This is a genomic window from Methylocystis sp. H4A (genome assembly GCF_015709545.1).
GTDB lineage: Bacteria > Pseudomonadota > Alphaproteobacteria > Rhizobiales > Beijerinckiaceae > Methylocystis > Methylocystis silviterrae.
Genome location: NZ_JADNQY010000017.1, coordinates 20066 through 37426, shown reverse-complemented (window position 1 = coordinate 37426; position 17361 = coordinate 20066). Strand labels below are relative to the sequence as shown.

At 65.1% G+C, this 17361-nt stretch carries 16 protein-coding genes; 6 read left to right on the top strand and 10 right to left on the bottom strand.

Features of this window, described 5'->3' with window-relative positions; all coding sequences use genetic code 11:
• Positions 1 to 33: 33 nt before the first annotated feature.
• Both IYW40_RS03845 and IYW40_RS03840 read left to right on the top strand, forming a co-directional pair.
• Positions 34 to 1317 (top strand): pitrilysin family protein, encoded by a 1284-nt coding sequence (locus tag IYW40_RS03845; protein WP_196399450.1) that lies wholly within the window; start codon positions 34 to 36, stop codon positions 1315 to 1317.
• A gap of 46 nt (positions 1318 to 1363) precedes the next feature.
• Complete coding sequence (locus IYW40_RS03840; RefSeq protein WP_196399449.1) at positions 1364 to 3409, top strand: M3 family metallopeptidase; 2046 nt, start codon at positions 1364 to 1366, stop codon at positions 3407 to 3409.
• 5 nt (positions 3410 to 3414) lie between these two features.
• Here the strand turns inward: IYW40_RS03840 and IYW40_RS03835 are convergent, their stop codons facing one another.
• From IYW40_RS03835 to fabI, 3 genes are all read right to left on the bottom strand, one after another.
• A complete protein-coding gene (locus IYW40_RS03835; RefSeq protein WP_196399448.1) occupies positions 3415 to 3708 on the bottom strand; it encodes a type II toxin-antitoxin system RelE/ParE family toxin in 294 nt (97 codons plus the stop codon).
• A complete protein-coding gene (locus IYW40_RS03830) occupies positions 3705 to 3932 on the bottom strand; it encodes a hypothetical protein (protein WP_196393715.1) in 228 nt (75 codons plus the stop codon). Before IYW40_RS03830 ends, IYW40_RS03835 begins: the two co-directional genes overlap by 4 nt.
• Before the next feature lie 94 nt (positions 3933 to 4026).
• Positions 4027 to 4887 (bottom strand): enoyl-ACP reductase FabI, encoded by an 861-nt coding sequence (gene fabI, locus IYW40_RS03825; RefSeq protein ID WP_196399447.1) that lies wholly within the window; start codon positions 4885 to 4887, stop codon positions 4027 to 4029.
• 218 nt (positions 4888 to 5105) lie between these two features.
• On the opposite strand from fabI, the gene IYW40_RS03820 reads away from it, so the two are divergent.
• Both IYW40_RS03820 and IYW40_RS03815 read left to right on the top strand, forming a co-directional pair.
• The gene (locus IYW40_RS03820) at positions 5106 to 5606 is read left to right on the top strand and encodes an RNA polymerase subunit sigma-70 (RefSeq protein WP_175094777.1); all 501 of its coding nucleotides are present in this window, start codon (positions 5106 to 5108) and stop codon (positions 5604 to 5606) included.
• Between the two features lie 2 nt (positions 5607 to 5608).
• Positions 5609 to 6502, top strand: coding sequence for an anti-sigma factor (locus IYW40_RS03815; protein ID WP_196399446.1), 894 nt, complete (start codon positions 5609 to 5611; stop codon positions 6500 to 6502).
• Positions 6503 to 6511: 9 nt separating this feature from the next.
• On the opposite strand, the gene IYW40_RS03810 is transcribed toward IYW40_RS03815, so the two are convergent.
• Positions 6512 to 7486, bottom strand: coding sequence for a J domain-containing protein (locus tag IYW40_RS03810; RefSeq protein ID WP_196399445.1), 975 nt, complete (start codon positions 7484 to 7486; stop codon positions 6512 to 6514).
• Between the two features lie 120 nt (positions 7487 to 7606).
• Complete coding sequence (locus IYW40_RS03805; RefSeq protein ID WP_196399444.1) at positions 7607 to 8374, bottom strand: enoyl-CoA hydratase-related protein; 768 nt, start codon at positions 8372 to 8374, stop codon at positions 7607 to 7609.
• Positions 8375 to 8478: 104 nt separating this feature from the next.
• Between IYW40_RS03805 and IYW40_RS03800 the strand changes: the two genes are divergently transcribed.
• Together IYW40_RS03800 and IYW40_RS03795 are read left to right on the top strand one after the other, a co-directional pair.
• Complete coding sequence (locus IYW40_RS03800; protein WP_196399546.1) at positions 8479 to 8775, top strand: hypothetical protein; 297 nt, start codon at positions 8479 to 8481, stop codon at positions 8773 to 8775.
• A 234-nt stretch (positions 8776 to 9009) separates the two neighbouring features.
• Positions 9010 to 9357, top strand: coding sequence for a MarR family transcriptional regulator (locus tag IYW40_RS03795; RefSeq protein WP_348644226.1), 348 nt, complete (start codon positions 9010 to 9012; stop codon positions 9355 to 9357).
• Here IYW40_RS03795 and IYW40_RS03790 read toward each other — a convergent pair.
• From IYW40_RS03790 to IYW40_RS03770, 5 genes are all read right to left on the bottom strand, one after another.
• On the bottom strand, positions 9351 to 10454 hold the full coding sequence (locus IYW40_RS03790; protein ID WP_246720620.1) for a lipocalin-like domain-containing protein: 1104 nt from the start codon (positions 10452 to 10454) through the stop codon (positions 9351 to 9353). The two genes, IYW40_RS03795 and IYW40_RS03790, sit on opposite strands and share 7 nt — an antisense overlap.
• The gene (locus IYW40_RS03785; protein ID WP_196399442.1) at positions 10444 to 12912 is read right to left on the bottom strand and encodes an ABC transporter permease; all 2469 of its coding nucleotides are present in this window, start codon (positions 12910 to 12912) and stop codon (positions 10444 to 10446) included. Before IYW40_RS03785 ends, IYW40_RS03790 begins: the two co-directional genes overlap by 11 nt.
• Before the next feature lie 169 nt (positions 12913 to 13081).
• Entirely contained in the window at positions 13082 to 13741 is a 660-nt protein-coding gene (locus IYW40_RS03780; RefSeq protein ID WP_196399534.1) for an ABC transporter ATP-binding protein, read from the bottom strand.
• Positions 13742 to 13883: 142 nt separating this feature from the next.
• A complete protein-coding gene (locus IYW40_RS03775; protein ID WP_196399441.1) occupies positions 13884 to 16241 on the bottom strand; it encodes a TonB-dependent receptor in 2358 nt (785 codons plus the stop codon).
• A 613-nt stretch (positions 16242 to 16854) separates the two neighbouring features.
• Positions 16855 to 17304, bottom strand: coding sequence for a copper uptake system-associated protein (locus IYW40_RS03770; RefSeq protein WP_196399440.1), 450 nt, complete (start codon positions 17302 to 17304; stop codon positions 16855 to 16857).
• Positions 17305 to 17361 lie beyond the last annotated feature (57 nt).

The following is a 17361-nucleotide window of genomic DNA, read 5'->3' as shown; positions in this document are numbered from 1 at the left end:
AAGACCTACCGCCGACCTCCGTTAGGAACTGAAATGACCGCTCACGCGCCCATCGTCACCATCGCCTCCCGCGCCGAACATGTGCAGCGGATCACGACGCCGGCCGGCCTTGAGGTCTGGCTCGTGGAGAGCCACGCCGTGCCGCTCGTCGCGCTCGAATTCGCGATCCGCGGCGGCGCGTCGCAGGACCCTTGCGAGAAGCCCGGACTGGCGACGCTGCTCGCGTCGACGCTCGACGAAGGCGCCGGCCCCTATGACGCACGCGCCTTCCATCGCGCCATTGACGATCTCGCGATCCATGTCGGCTTCGGCGCCGATCGCGACGCGATCTCGGGCCATCTGCAGACGCTCTCGCGCAATGTCGACAAGGCCTTCGGCCTCTTAAAACTTGCGCTCAACGACGCGCGGCTCGAGGCCGGCGACGTCGCGCGCGTGCGCAGCCAGCTCGCCGCGGAATTGAAGCGCGAAGCCAATGACCCGGACTCGATGGCGTCGAAAGCCTTCCGCGAAGCGGCCTTCCCGAACCATCCCTATGGGCGCTCGGTGCGCGGCGATCTCGCGTCGATCGATACGCTCTCGCGCGAAGACCTCATCGCCCTGCGCGAGCGGCTCTTCGCGAGACGCGATCTCAAGATCGGCGTCGTCGGCGCGATCGACGCGACGCGGCTCTCGGAACTCCTTGACGCGACGTTCGGCGGGCTGGCGCTGCAAAACGATCTTGCGCCCGTCCCGGAGATCGCAGTCGCCAATGTCGGCATGCGCCAGATCGTCGATCTTGACGTGCCGCAATCGACAATCCGCTTCGGGCGCCCGTCGATCACCAAGCACGATCCCGACTATTACGCCGTCGTCGTCGCCAATCACATTCTGGGCGGCGGCACCTTCACGTCGCGGCTGTTCCGCGAGGTGCGCGAGAAGCGCGGCATGGCCTATTCGGTCTATTCGCATCTCAATGAATATGACCATTGCCCGATGCTGATCGGCGCCGCCGCGACCAAGAACGAGCGCGCCGGCGAAGCGATTGGCGTGATCCAGGAAGAGTTCAGAAATTTCGTCGCCGACGGTCCGACCGAAGACGAATTGGACAAGGCGAAAAAATTCCTCACCGGCTCCTATGCGCTGCGCTTCGACACCTCGACGAAGATCGCGAGCCAACTCGTCAATCTGCAGCTCGACGGATTCGAGCCGAGCTTCCTCGACGAGCGCAACGGCAAGATCGCCGCGGTGACGATGGAGGATTGTCAGCGCGGCGCGAAGCGCCTCTTGGGCGACGGCGATCTGCTGGTGACGGTGGCGGGGAAGCCCGCGGGCGTGTAGCGGCCGGCCACGCCGCCGCTGGTCGGCATCTTGCTAAGAGACTGTCATGGATAACCCTCTCCTAACGGCGTGGCGCGGCCCTTTCCGCCTGCCGCCTTTCAACGCGATCCAGCCCGCGCATTTCCGCGCGGCATTCGAAAACGCCTTCGCCGAGCACAAGGCCGAGATCGACGGCGTCGCCAACGACGCGTCGCCGCCGAGTTTCGACAATGTCATCGGCGCGCTGGAGCGCAGCGGGCGCCTTCTGACCGACGTCGGCGCGGTGTTTTGGAATCTCGCCGCCACAGACACGACGCCCGAGTTGCAGGCGATCGAGCGCGATATGGCCGGCGCGTTTTCGCGTCACTCCAGCGACATCTCCATGAATCCCGCGCTGTTTCGCCGGATCGAGGCGCTTTACGAGACGCGCGGGACGATCGATTTGACGCCGGAGCAGCGGCGCGTTCTCGAGCTGACCTATAAGAACTTCGTGCGCGCCGGCGCGAAGCTGAACGACGCCGACAAGGCGCGTCTCAAAGCGATCCTCGAGCGGCTGGCGGGCCTCTCGACGCGGTTTTCGCAGAATGTGCTGGCCGATGAATCATCATGGCTGCTGCTGCTCGACGAAAGCGATCTCGACGGCCTCTCGCCGGACTTTCGCGCCGCCGCTGCGCGCATTGCGGCGGAGAGTGGATCGCCCGGCAAATATGGCGTGACGCTGTCGCGCTCCAGCGCTGAAATTTTTCTGCAAAGCTCGACGCGGCGCGATCTGCGCGAGACGGTGTTTCGCGCCTGGGCGAGCCGCGGCGAGAATGCGGGCGCGACCGACAACCGCCCGCTCATCCGCGAAATCCTGCAATTGCGTGAAGAGCGCGCGAAGCTGCTCGGCTTTGACAGTTTCGCCGCTTTCAAACTCGACGACTCCATGGCGAAGACGCCGGCCGCCGTGCGCGAACTGATCGATCGTGTCTGGGCGCCGGCGCTGACGCGCGCCGCCGAGGAGCGCGCGCAGGTCCAGGCGATGGTCGAAGAAGAGGGCGCGAATTTCACCGTCGCGGCGCATGACAGGCGCTATTACGCCGAGCGCGTGCGCGCGAAGCGCTACGATCTCGATCAGGCCGCGCTGCGTCCCTATTTCCAGCTCGACAACATGATCGCCGCGGCGTTCGATGTGGCGCAAAAACTTTTCGGCCTCCGCTTCGTCGAGCAGAAGGGCCTGCCGCTCTACCATCCGGATGTGCGCGCCTTCGATGTGCTGGACAGCAACGACAAGCATGTCGCGCTGTTCCTTGCCGATTATTTTGCGCGGCCGTCGAAGCGCGGCGGCGCTTGGATGTCGGACTTCCGCGCGCAGCACAAGCTCGTTGGCGAAACCAGGCCGATCATCGTCAATGTGATGAATTTCACCAAAGGCGCCGATGGCGCGCCCACGCTGCTCAGCCTCGACGACGCCCGCACGCTGTTCCACGAATTCGGCCATGCCTTGCATGGCATGTTGTCGGACGTGACCTATCCTTCGGTCGCGGGCACGAATGTCGCGCGCGATTTCGTCGAACTGCCCTCGCAGCTTTACGAGCACTGGCTGCTGGAGCCGGCGGTGCTGAAGAAATTCGCGCTTCATGCCGAGACGGGCGCGCCCATTCCCGATGATCTCGTCGCGCGCATCACCGCCGCGCGCCATTTCAATCAGGGCTTCGCGACGGTCGAGTTCTGCGCCTCGGCGCATGTCGATCTCGACATTCACGCGCAAAGCGTCGCGCCGGATTTCGACGCTGGCGCCTTCGAGGCGGACAGCCTCGCGCGGATTTCCATGCCGCCGGAAATCGTCATGCGGCACCGCCTGCCGCATTTCTCGCATATCTTCTCCGGCGATGGTTATTCGGCGGGCTATTACAGCTATCTCTGGGCCGAAGTGCTCGACGCCGACGCTTTCGAGGCCTTCAAGGAGACGGGCGACCCCTTCGCGCCCGAGGTCGCGCGGCGGCTGCGCGATCACATCTACGCCGCGGGTGGAAGGCAGGACGCGGCGGAAGCCTATGTGGCCTTCCGCGGGCGGATGCCGACGGTGGAGCCGCTGCTCCGGCAACGAGGATTTGCGGAGCCTGCGGGGTAGACTATTCATTCCTCGGACTTCGGCAGCGAGGGGCGGCGGGCGCTGTGGCGTATGCCGTGAATGATGATCTCGGTTTCCGTGGCGCGATAGAAGATCAGATAGGGGTACGGATAGACGACCATGCGTCGAATGCCGCTTTTGCTGGTCGGATGGCCGGCTTGCGGATGCTGCAAGAGGAGAGCCATCATCGCCTGAATTCGGCTTTTGACGCTGCGTGCCCCCTGTGGCGAGCGTTCGTCAATGAAAGAAAGAATTTCGTCGAGTTCAACGGCGGCGCGTAGCGTGTAGCGAAGCTTCACAGCCCATGCTTCGCCCAGATGGCCCGAATCTGATCGTCTGTCGCAAACTCGCCGCGCTCGGCCTGCGCGAGAGATTCGTCAAATGAGGCTTCTTCCTCAGCCGTGAGCTGCACGACCGGCAGCTCGTCGCCCGTCATCGCCATGATGACGCGGGCCATGTCGTCCTGCATGGCGGGGGGAAGATTACGGGCCGCCTCGAAGGCCTGTTCAAGCAGTTTCGTCATAGGCCAATTCTAGCGACTTGGCCAAAGCGCTGAAAGGATTTTTCTGCCCGGTTTCGACGCCCGCGACGAGCGCGGGCATGACGCGGCAAGCGCGTCACTTCTGCTGCGGGAGCAGCGCCAGGAGATCCGCCATTTTCGGCGCGGCGCTCGGATTCATCATGCCCACGACGTGATAGCCGGCGTCGACATGCAGCACTTCGCCCGAAACGCCCCGCGCCATCGGCGACAAGAGATAGACCGCCGTCTCGCCCACTTCCTCGATCGTCACGACGCGGCGCAGCGGCGAATTATATTCGTTCCAGCGCAGGATGTAGCGGAAGTCGCCGATGCCTGAGGCCGCCATCGTCTTGATCGGCCCCGCTGAAATCGCGTTGACGCGGATGTTCTTGACGCCGAGATCGGCGGCGAGATAGCGCACCGACGCTTCGAGCGCCGCCTTCGCCACGCCCATCACATTGTAATGCGGCATCCATTTTTCGGCGCCGTAATAGGTCAGCGTCAAGAGCGAGCCGCCGTCCGTCATCAGCTTCTCGGCGCGCTGCGCGATCGCGGTGAAGGAGTAGCAGGAGATGTTCAGCGACATCTGGAAGTTTTCCAGCGTCGTCTCGACATAGCGCCCGTCGAGCTGGTCCTTGTCGGAATAGGCGAGGCAGTGCACGACGAAATCGAGCCGGCCCCAAAGCTTCTCGATCTCGGCGAAGACGGCGTCCATCGTCTCCGGCTCGGAGACGTCGCAGCGCCCGACGACGGTTGCGCCGATGCCCGCCGCCAGCGGACGCACGCGCTTTTCGAGCGCTTCGATCTGATAGGTGAGCGCGAGATCGGCGCCGGCGTCGGCGCAGGCCTTGGCGATGCCCCAGGCGATCGAGCGATTATTGGCGACGCCCAGGATGAGCCCCTTCTTTCCCTTGAGCAGTCCGGCGAAAAGGGCGGCAGGCGCAGCTTGCTGTGTCATGCGTGTCTATGTCCTGGGCGAGAAAAGCGCTCGGCGGCTCGCGCCGTTTAGCGTGCTTTGGGCGCAAAGGAAACCCTCGCGCCACAGGCGGCGGCGGATGTGAAATCGGACGCGGCAGAACGGCCAAGCATAGCCAATCGCGCGGCGATGCCCTATCATTCGATAGGAAACGTCATTGGCTTCGCAGACTGGCGAGAAGACCGAGCGGAGCGGGCCGCATGGGCAGAAGAGCCGATATCGTAGCGGGTTTGGCCGGAGCGACTCCAGCCCTGAGACGCTTTGCGCGCGCGCTTTGCGCCGGCGCGGGTCCGGCCATCGCCGACGATCTCGTGCAAAGCGCGTTGCAATCGGTCGGCGCGCGGATCCGGGCGCGAGAGCTGCGCCCCGCCGATCTCGCCGAAGCGCGAATCGAGGCCTATGCGGCGCTTGTCGGGCTGGCTCAGAAAAAGCTTGCCAACGCCCCAGGTCCGGCGTCGCGCCACCCGCCGGTCGTGCATGGGCTTGCAAGTCTTTGTTTCGACGAGCGCGCCATGCTGCTGCTCGTCTCGCTCGAGGGCTTCGGCTATGACGCCTCGGCGCGCATTGTCGGCGCCAATCGAGAAACGGCGCTGGCGCAGCTGATGCGCGCGCGGGGAGCGCTCGGCGCCGAGGGCTTGCGGCCCGTCGCGCCCTTGGAGGGCGGCCGCCGCGCCGCCTCGCATCTGCGGGTCGTGAAGTAAGGATGACGCCCTCGGCGCTGATCGAAGAAGCCGATTTGCACGCCCTCGTCGATGGCGAACTCGACCCCGAGCGGCGGCGCAAGGTCGAAGACCATCTCCTGCAGCATCCCGAGGACGCCGCGCTCGTTGAAGGCTGGCGGCGCCAGAACGCGGCGCTGCGCGCCGCTTTCGAGCCGGTGGCGCTTGAGACGCCGCCGCTGTCGCTGCGGGAGGCGGCGGCGCGCCCGCCGGCCCCGCCCGCGGGTCAAGGGCCGATCGAAACCGGCGCTATCCATTGGGGGCGACCCGGCGCGGCGCCGCGTCCGACGCGCAAGCTCGACGAAATCCGCGCCAGCCGGCGGCGCCAGGCGCTCGCGTCGACGCTGCTGACGCTCATCGCCGGCGCGGCCGTCGCCGCGGCGGCGCTGCTGTTTCTGGCAAGCCGCCCGCCGGCGCAGAGCCCGACGACGCGCGCCATCGGCGCCACGAGCTATGCCGCGCGGGCGGGCTTGACCTACGCGACTTACATCCTTGACCCGCGACCCGTGGAGGTCGAGGCCAGCCGGCGCGGCGAACTTCTCGCGTGGCTTCAGGAGCGCGTGGGGTTTTCACGCGCGCCGGATTTGAGCGGCGTTGGATTGCGGCTGCTTGGCGGACGCGTCGCGCCCGGCGTCGCGGCCCCGGCGGCGTTTCTCGTCTATGAGCGCGACGACGGTGGGCGGGTTGGTCTTTATTTCGAGCGGGCGGAGGCCCTCGCCGCGCCGGCGGGCCAGCGCGGCCAGGGCGTTTCGGTCATCGAATGGCGGGCTGGCGGCTTCGCCTTCGTGCTCGTTGGCGCCTTGGCGCCCGACGCGATGCAGGCCGCGGCGGAAGCGGCCGCCGCCGCGGTCGCGGCGACGCCTGCGCAGGTTAAATAACCGAGGGCCTCACGACATTTTGGCGCGCGGATCATAGGGCTGCGCATCGCGCCATTCCCGCATCCGCGCGTCGAGATCGCTCGACGCCGTTTCTGGCAGCATGATCTTCAGCGAGACATAGAGGTCGCCGGCAATTTTGCCGTCGCACGCCGGAAGGCCCTTGCCGCGCAGCCGCAGCACGCGCCCGCTGTTGGAGTGCGGCGGAATGGTCAGCTCCACCTTGCCGTTCAGCGTCAGGGTCGGGACCCGTCCGCCCAGAGCGGCTTCGTAAACTGTCACCGGCAGCTCCAGCCGCAAATCGCGGCCATCCAGCTTGAAGTATGGGTGTGGCGCGACCTTCACGGTGATCAGCGCGTCGCCGGGCTCGCCCCCCATGGAGCCGGCCTGGCCCTGGCCGCGCAGCCGAATCTGCTTTCCGTCTTCGATTCCCGCCGGAATTTTGACTTCCAGCGTGCGGCCGCTGGGCAGAATGACTCGGGCCGAGCCGCCGTGAGCGACCGTTTCCAGCGGCACGGTGGCGGTGGCGACGACGTCGTCGCCCCGGGTCGGCTGGGGTCCCGCGCGACGGCGCCCGCCGCCGCCGCCGAAGAGATCCGCGAAGAGGTCGGAAGGGTCAAAGCCCGCGCGCCCGCCGCCGGGCGCCTCGTTGCCGAAGTGATACTCGAAAGGCTGATCGCCGCCGGGCGCGCCGCCGCTCGGGCGCCAACTGCGCGTAAAGCCGCCGGGGCCACCGCCTCCGCCTTCGAAGCCGGTGAAGCGGGGTTTCCCGTCCGGACCGATTTCGCCCTTATCGAATTGCGCCTTCTTCTTCTCGTCGCCGACGATTTCATAGGCGGAGTTGATTTCCGAAAATCGCTCCTTGGCTTTCAGGTCATCCTTGTTGCGGTCAGGGTGGAATTTCTTGGCGAGCTGGCGATACGCCTTCTTGATTTCGGCGTGACTCGCCGATTTGGGCACGCCGAGAACGTCGTAAGGATCGCGCATAATCTTCCAATCAGCCCATGTGAGCGCCCGCCCTTGGCGGCGCGGGCGCGTATGTCCGCCCTATTATTTGGGAGAAGCGCGTTCGCAACGCAAGCGGCGAAGGTCGCGTCGCGCTGAAGCCTAGCGCGCCCGGGACTCGAAAAAGGCGGCGAAGCGCTCGCGCGCTTCGGGCGACGTCAGCGCTTTAGCGAAAAGCGCCGCTTCCGTGTCGATGCGCGACAGTATGTCGTTCGGTTCGCCGCGCATCAGCCGCCGCGCCGCGAAAAGCGCCTGGCTGGGCTTTGCCGCGAGACGCCGCGCGGCGTCCATCGCAAGATCGAGCACGCCTTCCGATGGCGCCAGCGCGTTAACCAGGCCCAGACGCAGCGCCTCGGCGCCGTCGAAGCTCTCGCCAAGTAGCAGATATTGGGACGCCTTCGCCATACCGAAGCGCTGCGGAACCAGCAGGCTTGCGCCCCCTTCGGGCGGCAGGGCGAGATCGATGAACGGCATTGTGAAGCGCGCCCCCGAACTGGCGTAGACGAGGTCGCAGTGGAAGAGCAGGGTGGTCCCCACGCCGACGGCGTCCCCGGTCACGGCGGCGACGAGCGGCTTCTCGAAGGCCGCCGCCGCGCGAACGAAGGTCAGCGCGGGAAAAATCTCTGCGCTAGGAGCAATATCTCGGCCAGGAGCAAAATCGCGAAAGTCGGCGAGATCGTTGCCCGCGGTGAAATTGCCGCCCGCGCCGGCGAAGACGACGGCGCGCACCGTCTCGTCACGGGCCGCCGCTTCGAGCGCGACGATCAATGCGCGATACATCTCGCGATCAAGGGCATTCTTCTTTTCGGGGCGATTCATCAGCAGGCGCAGCACCCCGTGATCCCTCGAAACGATGATCTTTTCCGACATAAGCGATCTCCGGATCGGCGCGCTGCGGCGAGTTTCGCCAAGGTTTTGAGGGAGTTCCCTGAGATAGATTTAACGCGGGGCCAGGGCCGTGGATCATCGGCGACTTGCAGCAGCGCCGCAACGCGGCGCGGAGCCGCGTCATCTATGACGTCACGCGGATCGTGACCCGCGCGCTGAATACGGCCCCGAATGGAATTGATCGCGTCGATTTCGCTCTCGCCAGGCATTGTCTCGCGCGCGGCGAAGTCGGCGAGGCGATCGACTATATCGATCCGCTTGATGAACTTGGATGGCTGCAAGCCGTTCGCGACTATTCGACGCCGCAGTCGCTGCGTCGTCGCATGGCGCTTGCGCGCCTCGGCAGAGGAGACGCCGCCCAATGCTTTTTTTGCAAAGATTGACGACCATCATCGCGCAATTATAAAGCGCGCTTCGACGCGGACCAGATTTGACCCGCCGGCGCGGCGCGCGCATTATTTCTTCACTCCAAACGAGTCGGCCAGCGCGAGAACGACTCGGGAAGTAAGGGGTTTCATTTGACTCTCTGCGATCAACCGCAAGGGACCCCACGCAAGGCGCCCAGTGAAGACGACCTGGCCGCACTCGCGCAATTTCGCTCCGACTTGCGAAGGTTTGTGGCCTTCAGCGAACAGGTCGCCGCCGACCATGGCGTGACCGTGCAATGGTATCAGGCGCTGCTGGTGGTGCGCACCTATCGCGGCGCAAAACACATCAGCGTCGGCGAACTCGCCGAGCAGCTGATGATCCGCGATCACAGCGCGGCGGAGCTCGTGTCCCGCTTGGCGCAGGCGAAGCTTGTCAGGCGAAAGACCGATCCGACCGACCGTCGTAGATCGCTGGTCGTCATCACGCGGGCGGGCGACCGGCGGCTGTCGGAGCTCGCCGCCGTGCATTTGAAAAAGCTTCGGGATACGCGAGGCGCTCTTTTGAACTTTTTTCGTACGGCCACAGGGTCTCAATAGCCCGTCATTTCGAGATAGCCCTCGCCGCTGTGCGAACCCGTAAAGCGGATCGGACCTTCCCAGTAGTCGAAATCGGTTCCCATCCAGCTTCTTGGATTGAGCGGCCGCGTCTCAATGTCAACGTCGCGGCTTTTGATCTTCACGCGCCAGCGGATCGGCACGTCGCGATCGACGATACGCGTCGTCTCCAAAGGCTCGAGGAAGATGTCTTCGCGCGCGAGTATGGATGTTGCGCCATCGGCGTCGATCCAATTCCCAAAGAGAAACGGCGCCGCCTCGACGCTGCGCATGCGATACAGCATCAGTCTGGCGCCGCCCTCAAGATGCAGCGAAAACCAGTCCCAGCCTTTTTGATCAGCGCCGAGCGGCTGACTTGACCATTCGCGATCCATCCAGGCGCGGCCGGAGACCTGGATTTTGCGTCCGTTCATCGACAACGAGCCTTCCGCCCCGAAGAACGGCTGGCTGTAATAATAAGAGGCCTGTCCAGCCTCGGACTTGCGGCTGTAGCCGCCCTCGCCTTGCAATACGATCGGGCCCGTCGCTGTAAGGTCGAGCGCATAGGCGAAATTTCCGTCCCCTGCGGAAACGCGCAGCCGCTCGATCCCGGCGCCGGCGGAATCGTCGCGCGTTTCAAGACCCCAATCGTCGATATAGGCGCGAAAGGGCGCCGCCTCGACTCCCGCCTGTCCAATTCCGCCGCGCGCGAATTTTTGCGCGAAGAGATGTTCGCTGGCGCTCGTCGCCGCTGCATGACCCATCCATACATTGCGGTCGTCCCAGCCGGCTCGCGCCGCGTTCGGCTGCAGTGCAAAGCGAAAGAGCGTCCATTGCACGCCATAGGCGGCGCCGTCATCGCCTTTTAGATTCGCGGTGACGTACCACCATTCGGTACGAAAATCGGAATGCGCGCCGTGGTCTCTTGGAAAAGCGAGCTGCGTTCCGGCTCGTGGAATCGCGAAGCCGGGCGCCGTCGCGCCAAGTCCGCCGAAGCCCTGCGCCAACGCGCCGCTCGACGACAGCGCGAGAAGCAGCGCCGATCGCCTCGAAATTGCCGAGCTTCGTTCCGGGGAACTGTTTGGGGATCTAGCGTTCATTCGAGAAGACCCTCAGCAGTTCGGTCGGCGAAACGCGTGCGAGCCGAACGACGGGGATGAGCGCCGCAAAGAAGGCGGCGCCGAGCGCGATGCAGGAAACCACAAGCCATTGCGCTGGAAACATATGGAATGGCAGCCGCCATCCGAAGGCGGCGACATTGACGATCGCGACAAGGCACCAGGTCATGAACAGCCCAAGCGGGATCGCGAAAGCCGCGGCGCCGGCGGCGAAAGCTACGATCCGCGCCATTTCCAGCGCCGCCAGCTTTCGCCGCGTCGCGCCCAGGGCCCAGACTGGCGCGATGCGGGCGCGCCGCATGTCGCTGAGCGTCAGCAGACTGGCGAAAAGCGCGACGCCGGACACGATCAGCGTCAGCGTGTTCAACGCCGTCGTCACGGCGAATGTGCGCTCGAAGATGTCCGTCGACAGCGTTCTGACTTCGGCTTGATCGACGACGCGCGTGATTTTCCCGCCGAAGCGCTGCTGCATATTTTCGATAAGGCGCGCCGTGGCCCCCGGATCGACGCGCAGGCTGTAATGCACGCCTGAGGCGTCGTCGAAATAGCGCTTCAGCTTCTCATGATCGATGCGCAGCTGGCCCTTCGGATTGCCGTAATCCGGAAAGACGCCGACGATGCGCGCAGGCCAGTCTTGCCCCGACGTCGGAATGTCGAGCGTCGCGCCGATGGCGAGACCAAGACGGCGCGCCAACTGCTCGCTGACGAGAACGGCGTCCTGCGCGTGCAGCGCCGTCCATGCGTCCGGCGCGGCGGCGATCAAGGGAAAATGCGCCGTGTAGGTTTCGTGAGGCGTCATGCCGACGATGTCGACTGGCCATCCGCCGATTCGCGTCTTCGCGCGCCAGACAGGAAGGATCGCGGCGATGTCGGGCTGCGTGCGCGCCCACGCCTCGATGTCGCGCGCATCGGCGGGCGTCGCCGCTTCGAAATAGATCTCGGCGATGAGGCGCGCGTCGAGCCAGCGATCGAACGTCTGGCGAAAGCCTTCGACCATGCCGCCGACGCCAATGTTGGTCGCAAGCGCAATCAGCAGCGCCATCAGCGCAAGCGAAAGACCGGAAATTTCCTGGCGTCCATCGGCGAAGAACCAGCGGGCGAGCGGCCGGCGCGCGAAACGCTCGCCGAGCGCCAGGGCGCCGGCGAGGCCGACCGGCAGAATGAGAGCGGCGGCAAGAAGCGCCAAGCCGATGATCGCGAAGCCTGACGCAAGTCCTTCGCCAAAGCCGTATGCGCCGGCCGCCGCGACGAGGGCAAGCGCGGCGAGCGCGGCCTGCCGGCGCAAATAGCGGTGATGCGCGCCGCGCCAGGCCATAGGACGCGCGAATGACAGCGCCGGCAGCCGCAATGCTTTCGTCAGGCCGCTCGCCGCCGCAAGCGCCGCCCCGGCGCCCGCCATCGCGAGGCCGGAGAGCCACCAGCGCGCATCGAGCGTAAGGCGATCGGAGATTTGCGCGCCGTAGAGGCTCTCGAGACTTTTTGCGACATCCGGCAGAAGCGCCTGCGCGATTGCGTGACCGCCGAGGACGCCCGCGCCTCCCGCGATGAGCGTCAGGACGGCGATTTCGCAGGCCATCGCCGCGACGAGATGCGGGGGGCCGACTCCGAGCGCGCGCAAGGTGCGCAGGGTCGGCAGTCGCTGTTCGAAGGCGAGGCCGTAAGCGGCGTGCACGATGAACAGTCCCACCAGGAACGCAAGAAAGCCGAAGGCGGTGAGATTGAGGTGAAAACTGTCGGTCAAATGGGCCAGATCGCTATCATCGTCCGGCGCGACGAGCCGCAAAGCATCGCCGGCGACTCCTTTAAGCCGCGCCTCGTCGAACGTCTCCTCGTCGGCGATGACGAGACGCGAGAGCTTTCCGGGTCGATCGAGCAGGCGTTGCGCGACGCCGATGTCGACGATGATTGCGCCGGGCGGCGCTTCGGGGAGCGCCGCAAGCGGCGGGAGCTGCTGACCGCGTTCGGTTTGCGGCTGCGCGCCCTCTGAAAGATCAAGCCGGCGCAACGTCTCCCGCGCGACAAAGCTGCGGCCTGGGCCAGTGAAGAACTCTTCCAGAATGTCCGCGCGGCTTCGCATATGCGCGATCGGCGAACGGCGCGGCAGCGACACCGGCTCGACGCCGATGATCCGAACATTCCTCTCTCCGATCCGGAGCGTGCCCTCCAAAACGGGCGAGACGGTGAAGCCTGCGCGGCGAAGTCTCACGAAGAGCTCCTGGTCAAAGAGGCCGCCGCGAGCGGCGACAAGCGTTCTCGCGCCGCCGCCCGAAATTGCGGTCGCCGCGGCGTCGTAGCTGTTGCGCGCCTGAGCGTTCAGCGCCTGCACGCCGCTCCACAGCGCCGTGGCGATGGCGAGGCCGAGCACGAGCGTCGCGAGGTTGCCTGGGCGTCGGCGCCAGTGGCTAATAAGCGCGGCGAGCGTCCAGAGCGTCTCTCTCATACGACATCCGTTCGAACGGCTCGGATGTCATTCCCGACGCGCGCGCAAAGCGCGCGATCGGGAATCCAGAGCAAGACCAGCGCTCTTGGATTGGCTCTGGATTCCCGGTCAGGCCTTCGGCCTGCCGGGAATGACACGGTCCAAGCGAACGGATCGGTCGGAATTCGTTTCATTGCGCCGCCAGAAGACCGGCCTCCAGCCGTACGCGGCGTTGCAACCGGCCGGCAAGGCGTTCGCTGTGCGTCGCCATCAGAAAGGCGCAGCCGGTCGCGGCGACGAGGTCGAGCGCGAGCGCCATGACGGCGTCGCCGGTCGCTTCGTCGAGATTGCCGGTGGGTTCGTCCGCGAGCAGAAGCCGCGGGCGCACGGCGAGGGCGCGGCCGATGGCGACGCGCTGCTGCTGTCCGCCGGACAGCTCCTCAGGATAGCGGGCGGCGAGCGTCGCAAGGCCAAGACGCGCGGTGAGCTCTTCCTGCCACGCCGGATCGTAGCGCCCGGCAAGTCGCGCCTGGAAGCCCATGTTTTCGCCGACAGTCAGGCTCGGAATCAAATTGAACTGCTGAAAGACGACGCCGATCTTCTCGCGCCGAACGGCGGCCCGCGCATGTTCCGACAGCCGCGTCAGCGCGACGCCATCGAGAACGATTTCGCCGGAGTCGGCGTCGTCGAGCGCGCCGACCAGGTGCAGGAGCGTGCTCTTGCCGCTGCCGGATTCGCCGGTCAGCGCCAGGCTGGCGCCCGCGGCGAGCGTGAAATCCACGCCGCGCAGCACGGGAATGCGGCCCTGCGGCGTCGGATAGGATTTTTGCAGCCCCTCGACGCGCAGCATTGGCGCGCTTGTCCGTGTAGCGGCGAGATTTTCCGGCGTCGCGTGAATCGACAAACAATGCGCCCTGATAGGACCGGCGAAGGCGGCCGGCGCGCCAGCCCTATATATGGCTCGCCTCGCCGATCGCCCAAACGTCGCCGAGCTAGAACGCGAGGCGCAAGCCTCCGTAGATCACCCGCCCCGTGCCCGGATAGAAGACCCGCGGATCGAGACCGCGGGCGTCGACGATCGTGGTCACGTCGCTGATGTAGTGGCGATTGGTCAGATTGCGCGCCTCGACAAAGAACGAGAGCCCGTAGGGCAGCTTCATGCCCGCCTGGACGCCCAGCAAGACATAGCCCGGCGCCTGCAGCGTATTGGCGTAGTCGACGAAAGCGCCTGCCGGAACCAAATCCATCTGCGGCGCGAGATAAAGGCCGTCGGGCCGCCAATAGGACAGCGTGGTGCGCAAGACGTGGCGCGGAATGCCGGCCAGCGTATTGTCGCCGAAGTCGCGATCGCCGACGAAGCGGAAATCGTTCCAGGTCCAAACCTGCGAAAGCTTCAGCGCGTCGCCCGCATCCGGCGCGAAAATATCGCGCAAGAGTTCGGCGCTCGCAGCGAATTCGACGCCCTGGTGCATGGTGCGTTTGGCGTTGAAGGTCGTCGCCGGAATGCCGAGGCCGGGATTGGTGGTGAATTTTAAGAGTTCGTCCTGCAGTTCCGAATGGTAGAAGGTCACGTCCCAGGTGTAGCGGTCCCATCTGCCGCGCGCGCCGAGCTCCCCGGTCCAGGCTTTCTGCGCCGCGAGCGGCGTGAATTTCGTGCCGTCGCGCGGCGGCGGAAACACGCCTTGCGTGAGGTCGATGAAGTCCGGCACGTCGCGGCTTCCGGTCATGTCGGCGAAGAACTGAATGTCCGGCGTCGGTTCGTACATCAGACCGACCTTGGGCACGATGCCGCGGTAGACTTGGTCCGACACGCCGGGAACGGGCTCGAAGGGAATGCCGCCAAGAACTGCATAGCGGCGCGTATCGGCGAAAAGCTTGGCGCCGAACATGAAGATGAGCTGCGGCGCGATGTGCAGGCGATCCTCGAAATAGGCTTCGAGATTGAGCGCCGTCGCGCGGTTGTTGCGAAGACGCGGATCCAATCCCGGCTTGATGAACAGGCCGCAGAAGCCGAAGCACGAACTCGCCGCGCCAAATTGCGCGAGTCCGTTAAACGAATAGGGCGGAAAGGAGAATTGCGCGTTAGCGAAGTTCGCGGGGATCCCGCCATAGGGGTTGAGCTGCATGCCATTGTAATTGTCGGACCAATTGTCGCTCGACGATCCGCCCCAGACGCGGCCGCCGAGGATGAGTTCATTGGGGTGGCCGTCGACGAGGAAATTCGAAGTGAGTCGCGGCGTGACTCCCCAGGTCCCGCCTTCCTGTTCGATGACCACGAAAATCGGATGATAGAGATAATTGTGCGTGTACCAGCTGTTGAGGTCGATGCGGCCGATTTCGCTCAGGATCGTGGTCTTGTTCGAAATGCGCCAGTTCTTGACGTTGCGCGCCTGATTGGCGCCAAAGCCGTCGGGTCCGAAACCCGCCGGAAACGGCGGCAGAGACAGTCTCGGATCGTTGCGCGCGTCGAACTGATTGAGTTGTCCCGGCAGCAATTGCCACGTGTCATAGACGCCGAAATAGAACCGCGTTTCGAGATCGTTGGAGAAGCGATAGCCGAGATTGCCGTTGAGCTGCGTGTAGTCCGTCGTCGAATGTTTTCTGTAATTGTCGGCATGCGTAAACGTGCCGTTGATGAGAAAATCGAAATTGCCGATGATGCGCGACATCTGCGCTTGCCCGCGCACGGTTCCATAACTGCCGCCCTCGAGCGACAGCATGTTTGGCGCGAGCGCCGTATAGGCGGTGGGCGAGATGAAATTGATCGCGCCGCCGAGCGTCGAGGAGCCATAGGCGAGGGCGTTGCCGCCTTTGAGAACCTCGATCGCGCGAAAATATTTGGGATCGATCTGATACATGTCGCCGCCGCCGTCGGCGTAATTCATCGGAATGCCGTCCTGCAGCAGCTCCAGTCCGCGCAGATGGAAGTCGCGCGTCAGATTTGAACCGCGGATCGAAAGACGCAGCTCCTGTCCATAGCGGCTTTCGACATAGACGCCGGGGACGTCCTTGAGCGCATCACGCAGATCGTGAACGTAGCGGGTTTGAATCTCCGGCGTATTGGCGTCGACGAAGGCGGCCGACCCGACGGTGCGCTCGAGTTCGCGGCGCTGCTCGGCGACTGACGGCACTGTGAGCGAGCCGCCGCCGCCGGTTTGCGTCCATGCGGCGGGGGCGGCTGGCGCTGTCGCCGTAGACGGCGCGCGACCGCCGCCGCGTCCAGGGACGCGCGGCTTGGCGCCGCCAATGTCGATGGTCGGTAGACTCTGCTGCGCCAGTGCGCTCGAGTCCGCGAAAGAAAGAACGAGGGCGACGGCGCAGACGCCGCGCAGCAAGCCGGTCCGGAACATGGAAATCTCCTGAGCGGCGTCTCGCCGCGCGATCGTTAGGGGAAGATTGTCGCGATCAGGAGAGGCGGGGCGGCGCGCGCGGGGCGGCGCGCGAATGTGCGCGGACGTTTTTTGTGGGCGGCGCCTGAAGGGCGCAGAACGCGCGGTTTGCGGCGCGCGGAGGCGTATAGGCGATGGCGCCAGATACGGACGCGAAAAAGGGAAAAACCAGGTCTTTCTGGCTGTGACCGCACAGCGAACAGCATTGCTCGCCGCCACACGGATGCTTCGTCGGCGCAGGTTGGGAGGTATCCGGGCAGTGCACGGCCGTCCCCTGCGGCGCATGCGCGGGATGCGCCGGCGCCGAGGATGAAACCGCCGCGAGCGCGACAAGCAGCGCGATGCAAAGAGCCCCGATGCGCCGCAAAATCATCGAGCGAGGCGTTCTCGCAAGGGCCGCCATCTTGTCTCGGATTCCTCGGCTGCGTCTCGCCGCTCAAGGCGCGAGACGAGGGGCGGCGACAGCGCCGAACCTGAATGTTGGTAATATACCAAATTACGCGGGGCAACGCTTCCGCTGATCTGACGGGCGCATTTTCAGCCGCTGTTGCTCCGGCGCAACAGTGCGCGACAGTCAGGGAATGGGCTTGTGATGGGGATCGAGCGGCGAATGGCTTCCATCCGCCTCGACGGCGGCTATGCCGTCAAATCGGGAGAATCGTTCAACCACGTCGGGCGAGAGTCGCTTCTCTTCGGTCGCCAGCCGCCGGGAAAGCGCCTCGGCGTTCGTTCTTGAAACGCCGAGCTTTTCCAGCGTGGCGCCATCCTTCAAGGCGTCGCCGGCGCAAAGCGCGATGGTCCACGCATCGCCCTTGCGCGTGAGAAACGCCCGGCCGCCGAGTTCGCCCTGGCGCCAGTCGGCGACGGCGGAGTCGCCTTCAACGATGACAGCATCCACGAATAGGCGCGTTTCAGGCTTGTCGAATGTTTCGAAAAGCAAGCGGCGCGCCGCTTCGGCCCCGTCGTCGGCGCGCGCGGCTAGGCACGTCGCCGCGCTAAGCGTCAAAATTAGAAAAAATCTCATCAAGCTCTCCAACGCCGGCGTGGTGCGCCGGATTGGTATATTACCAATCAAATGTAG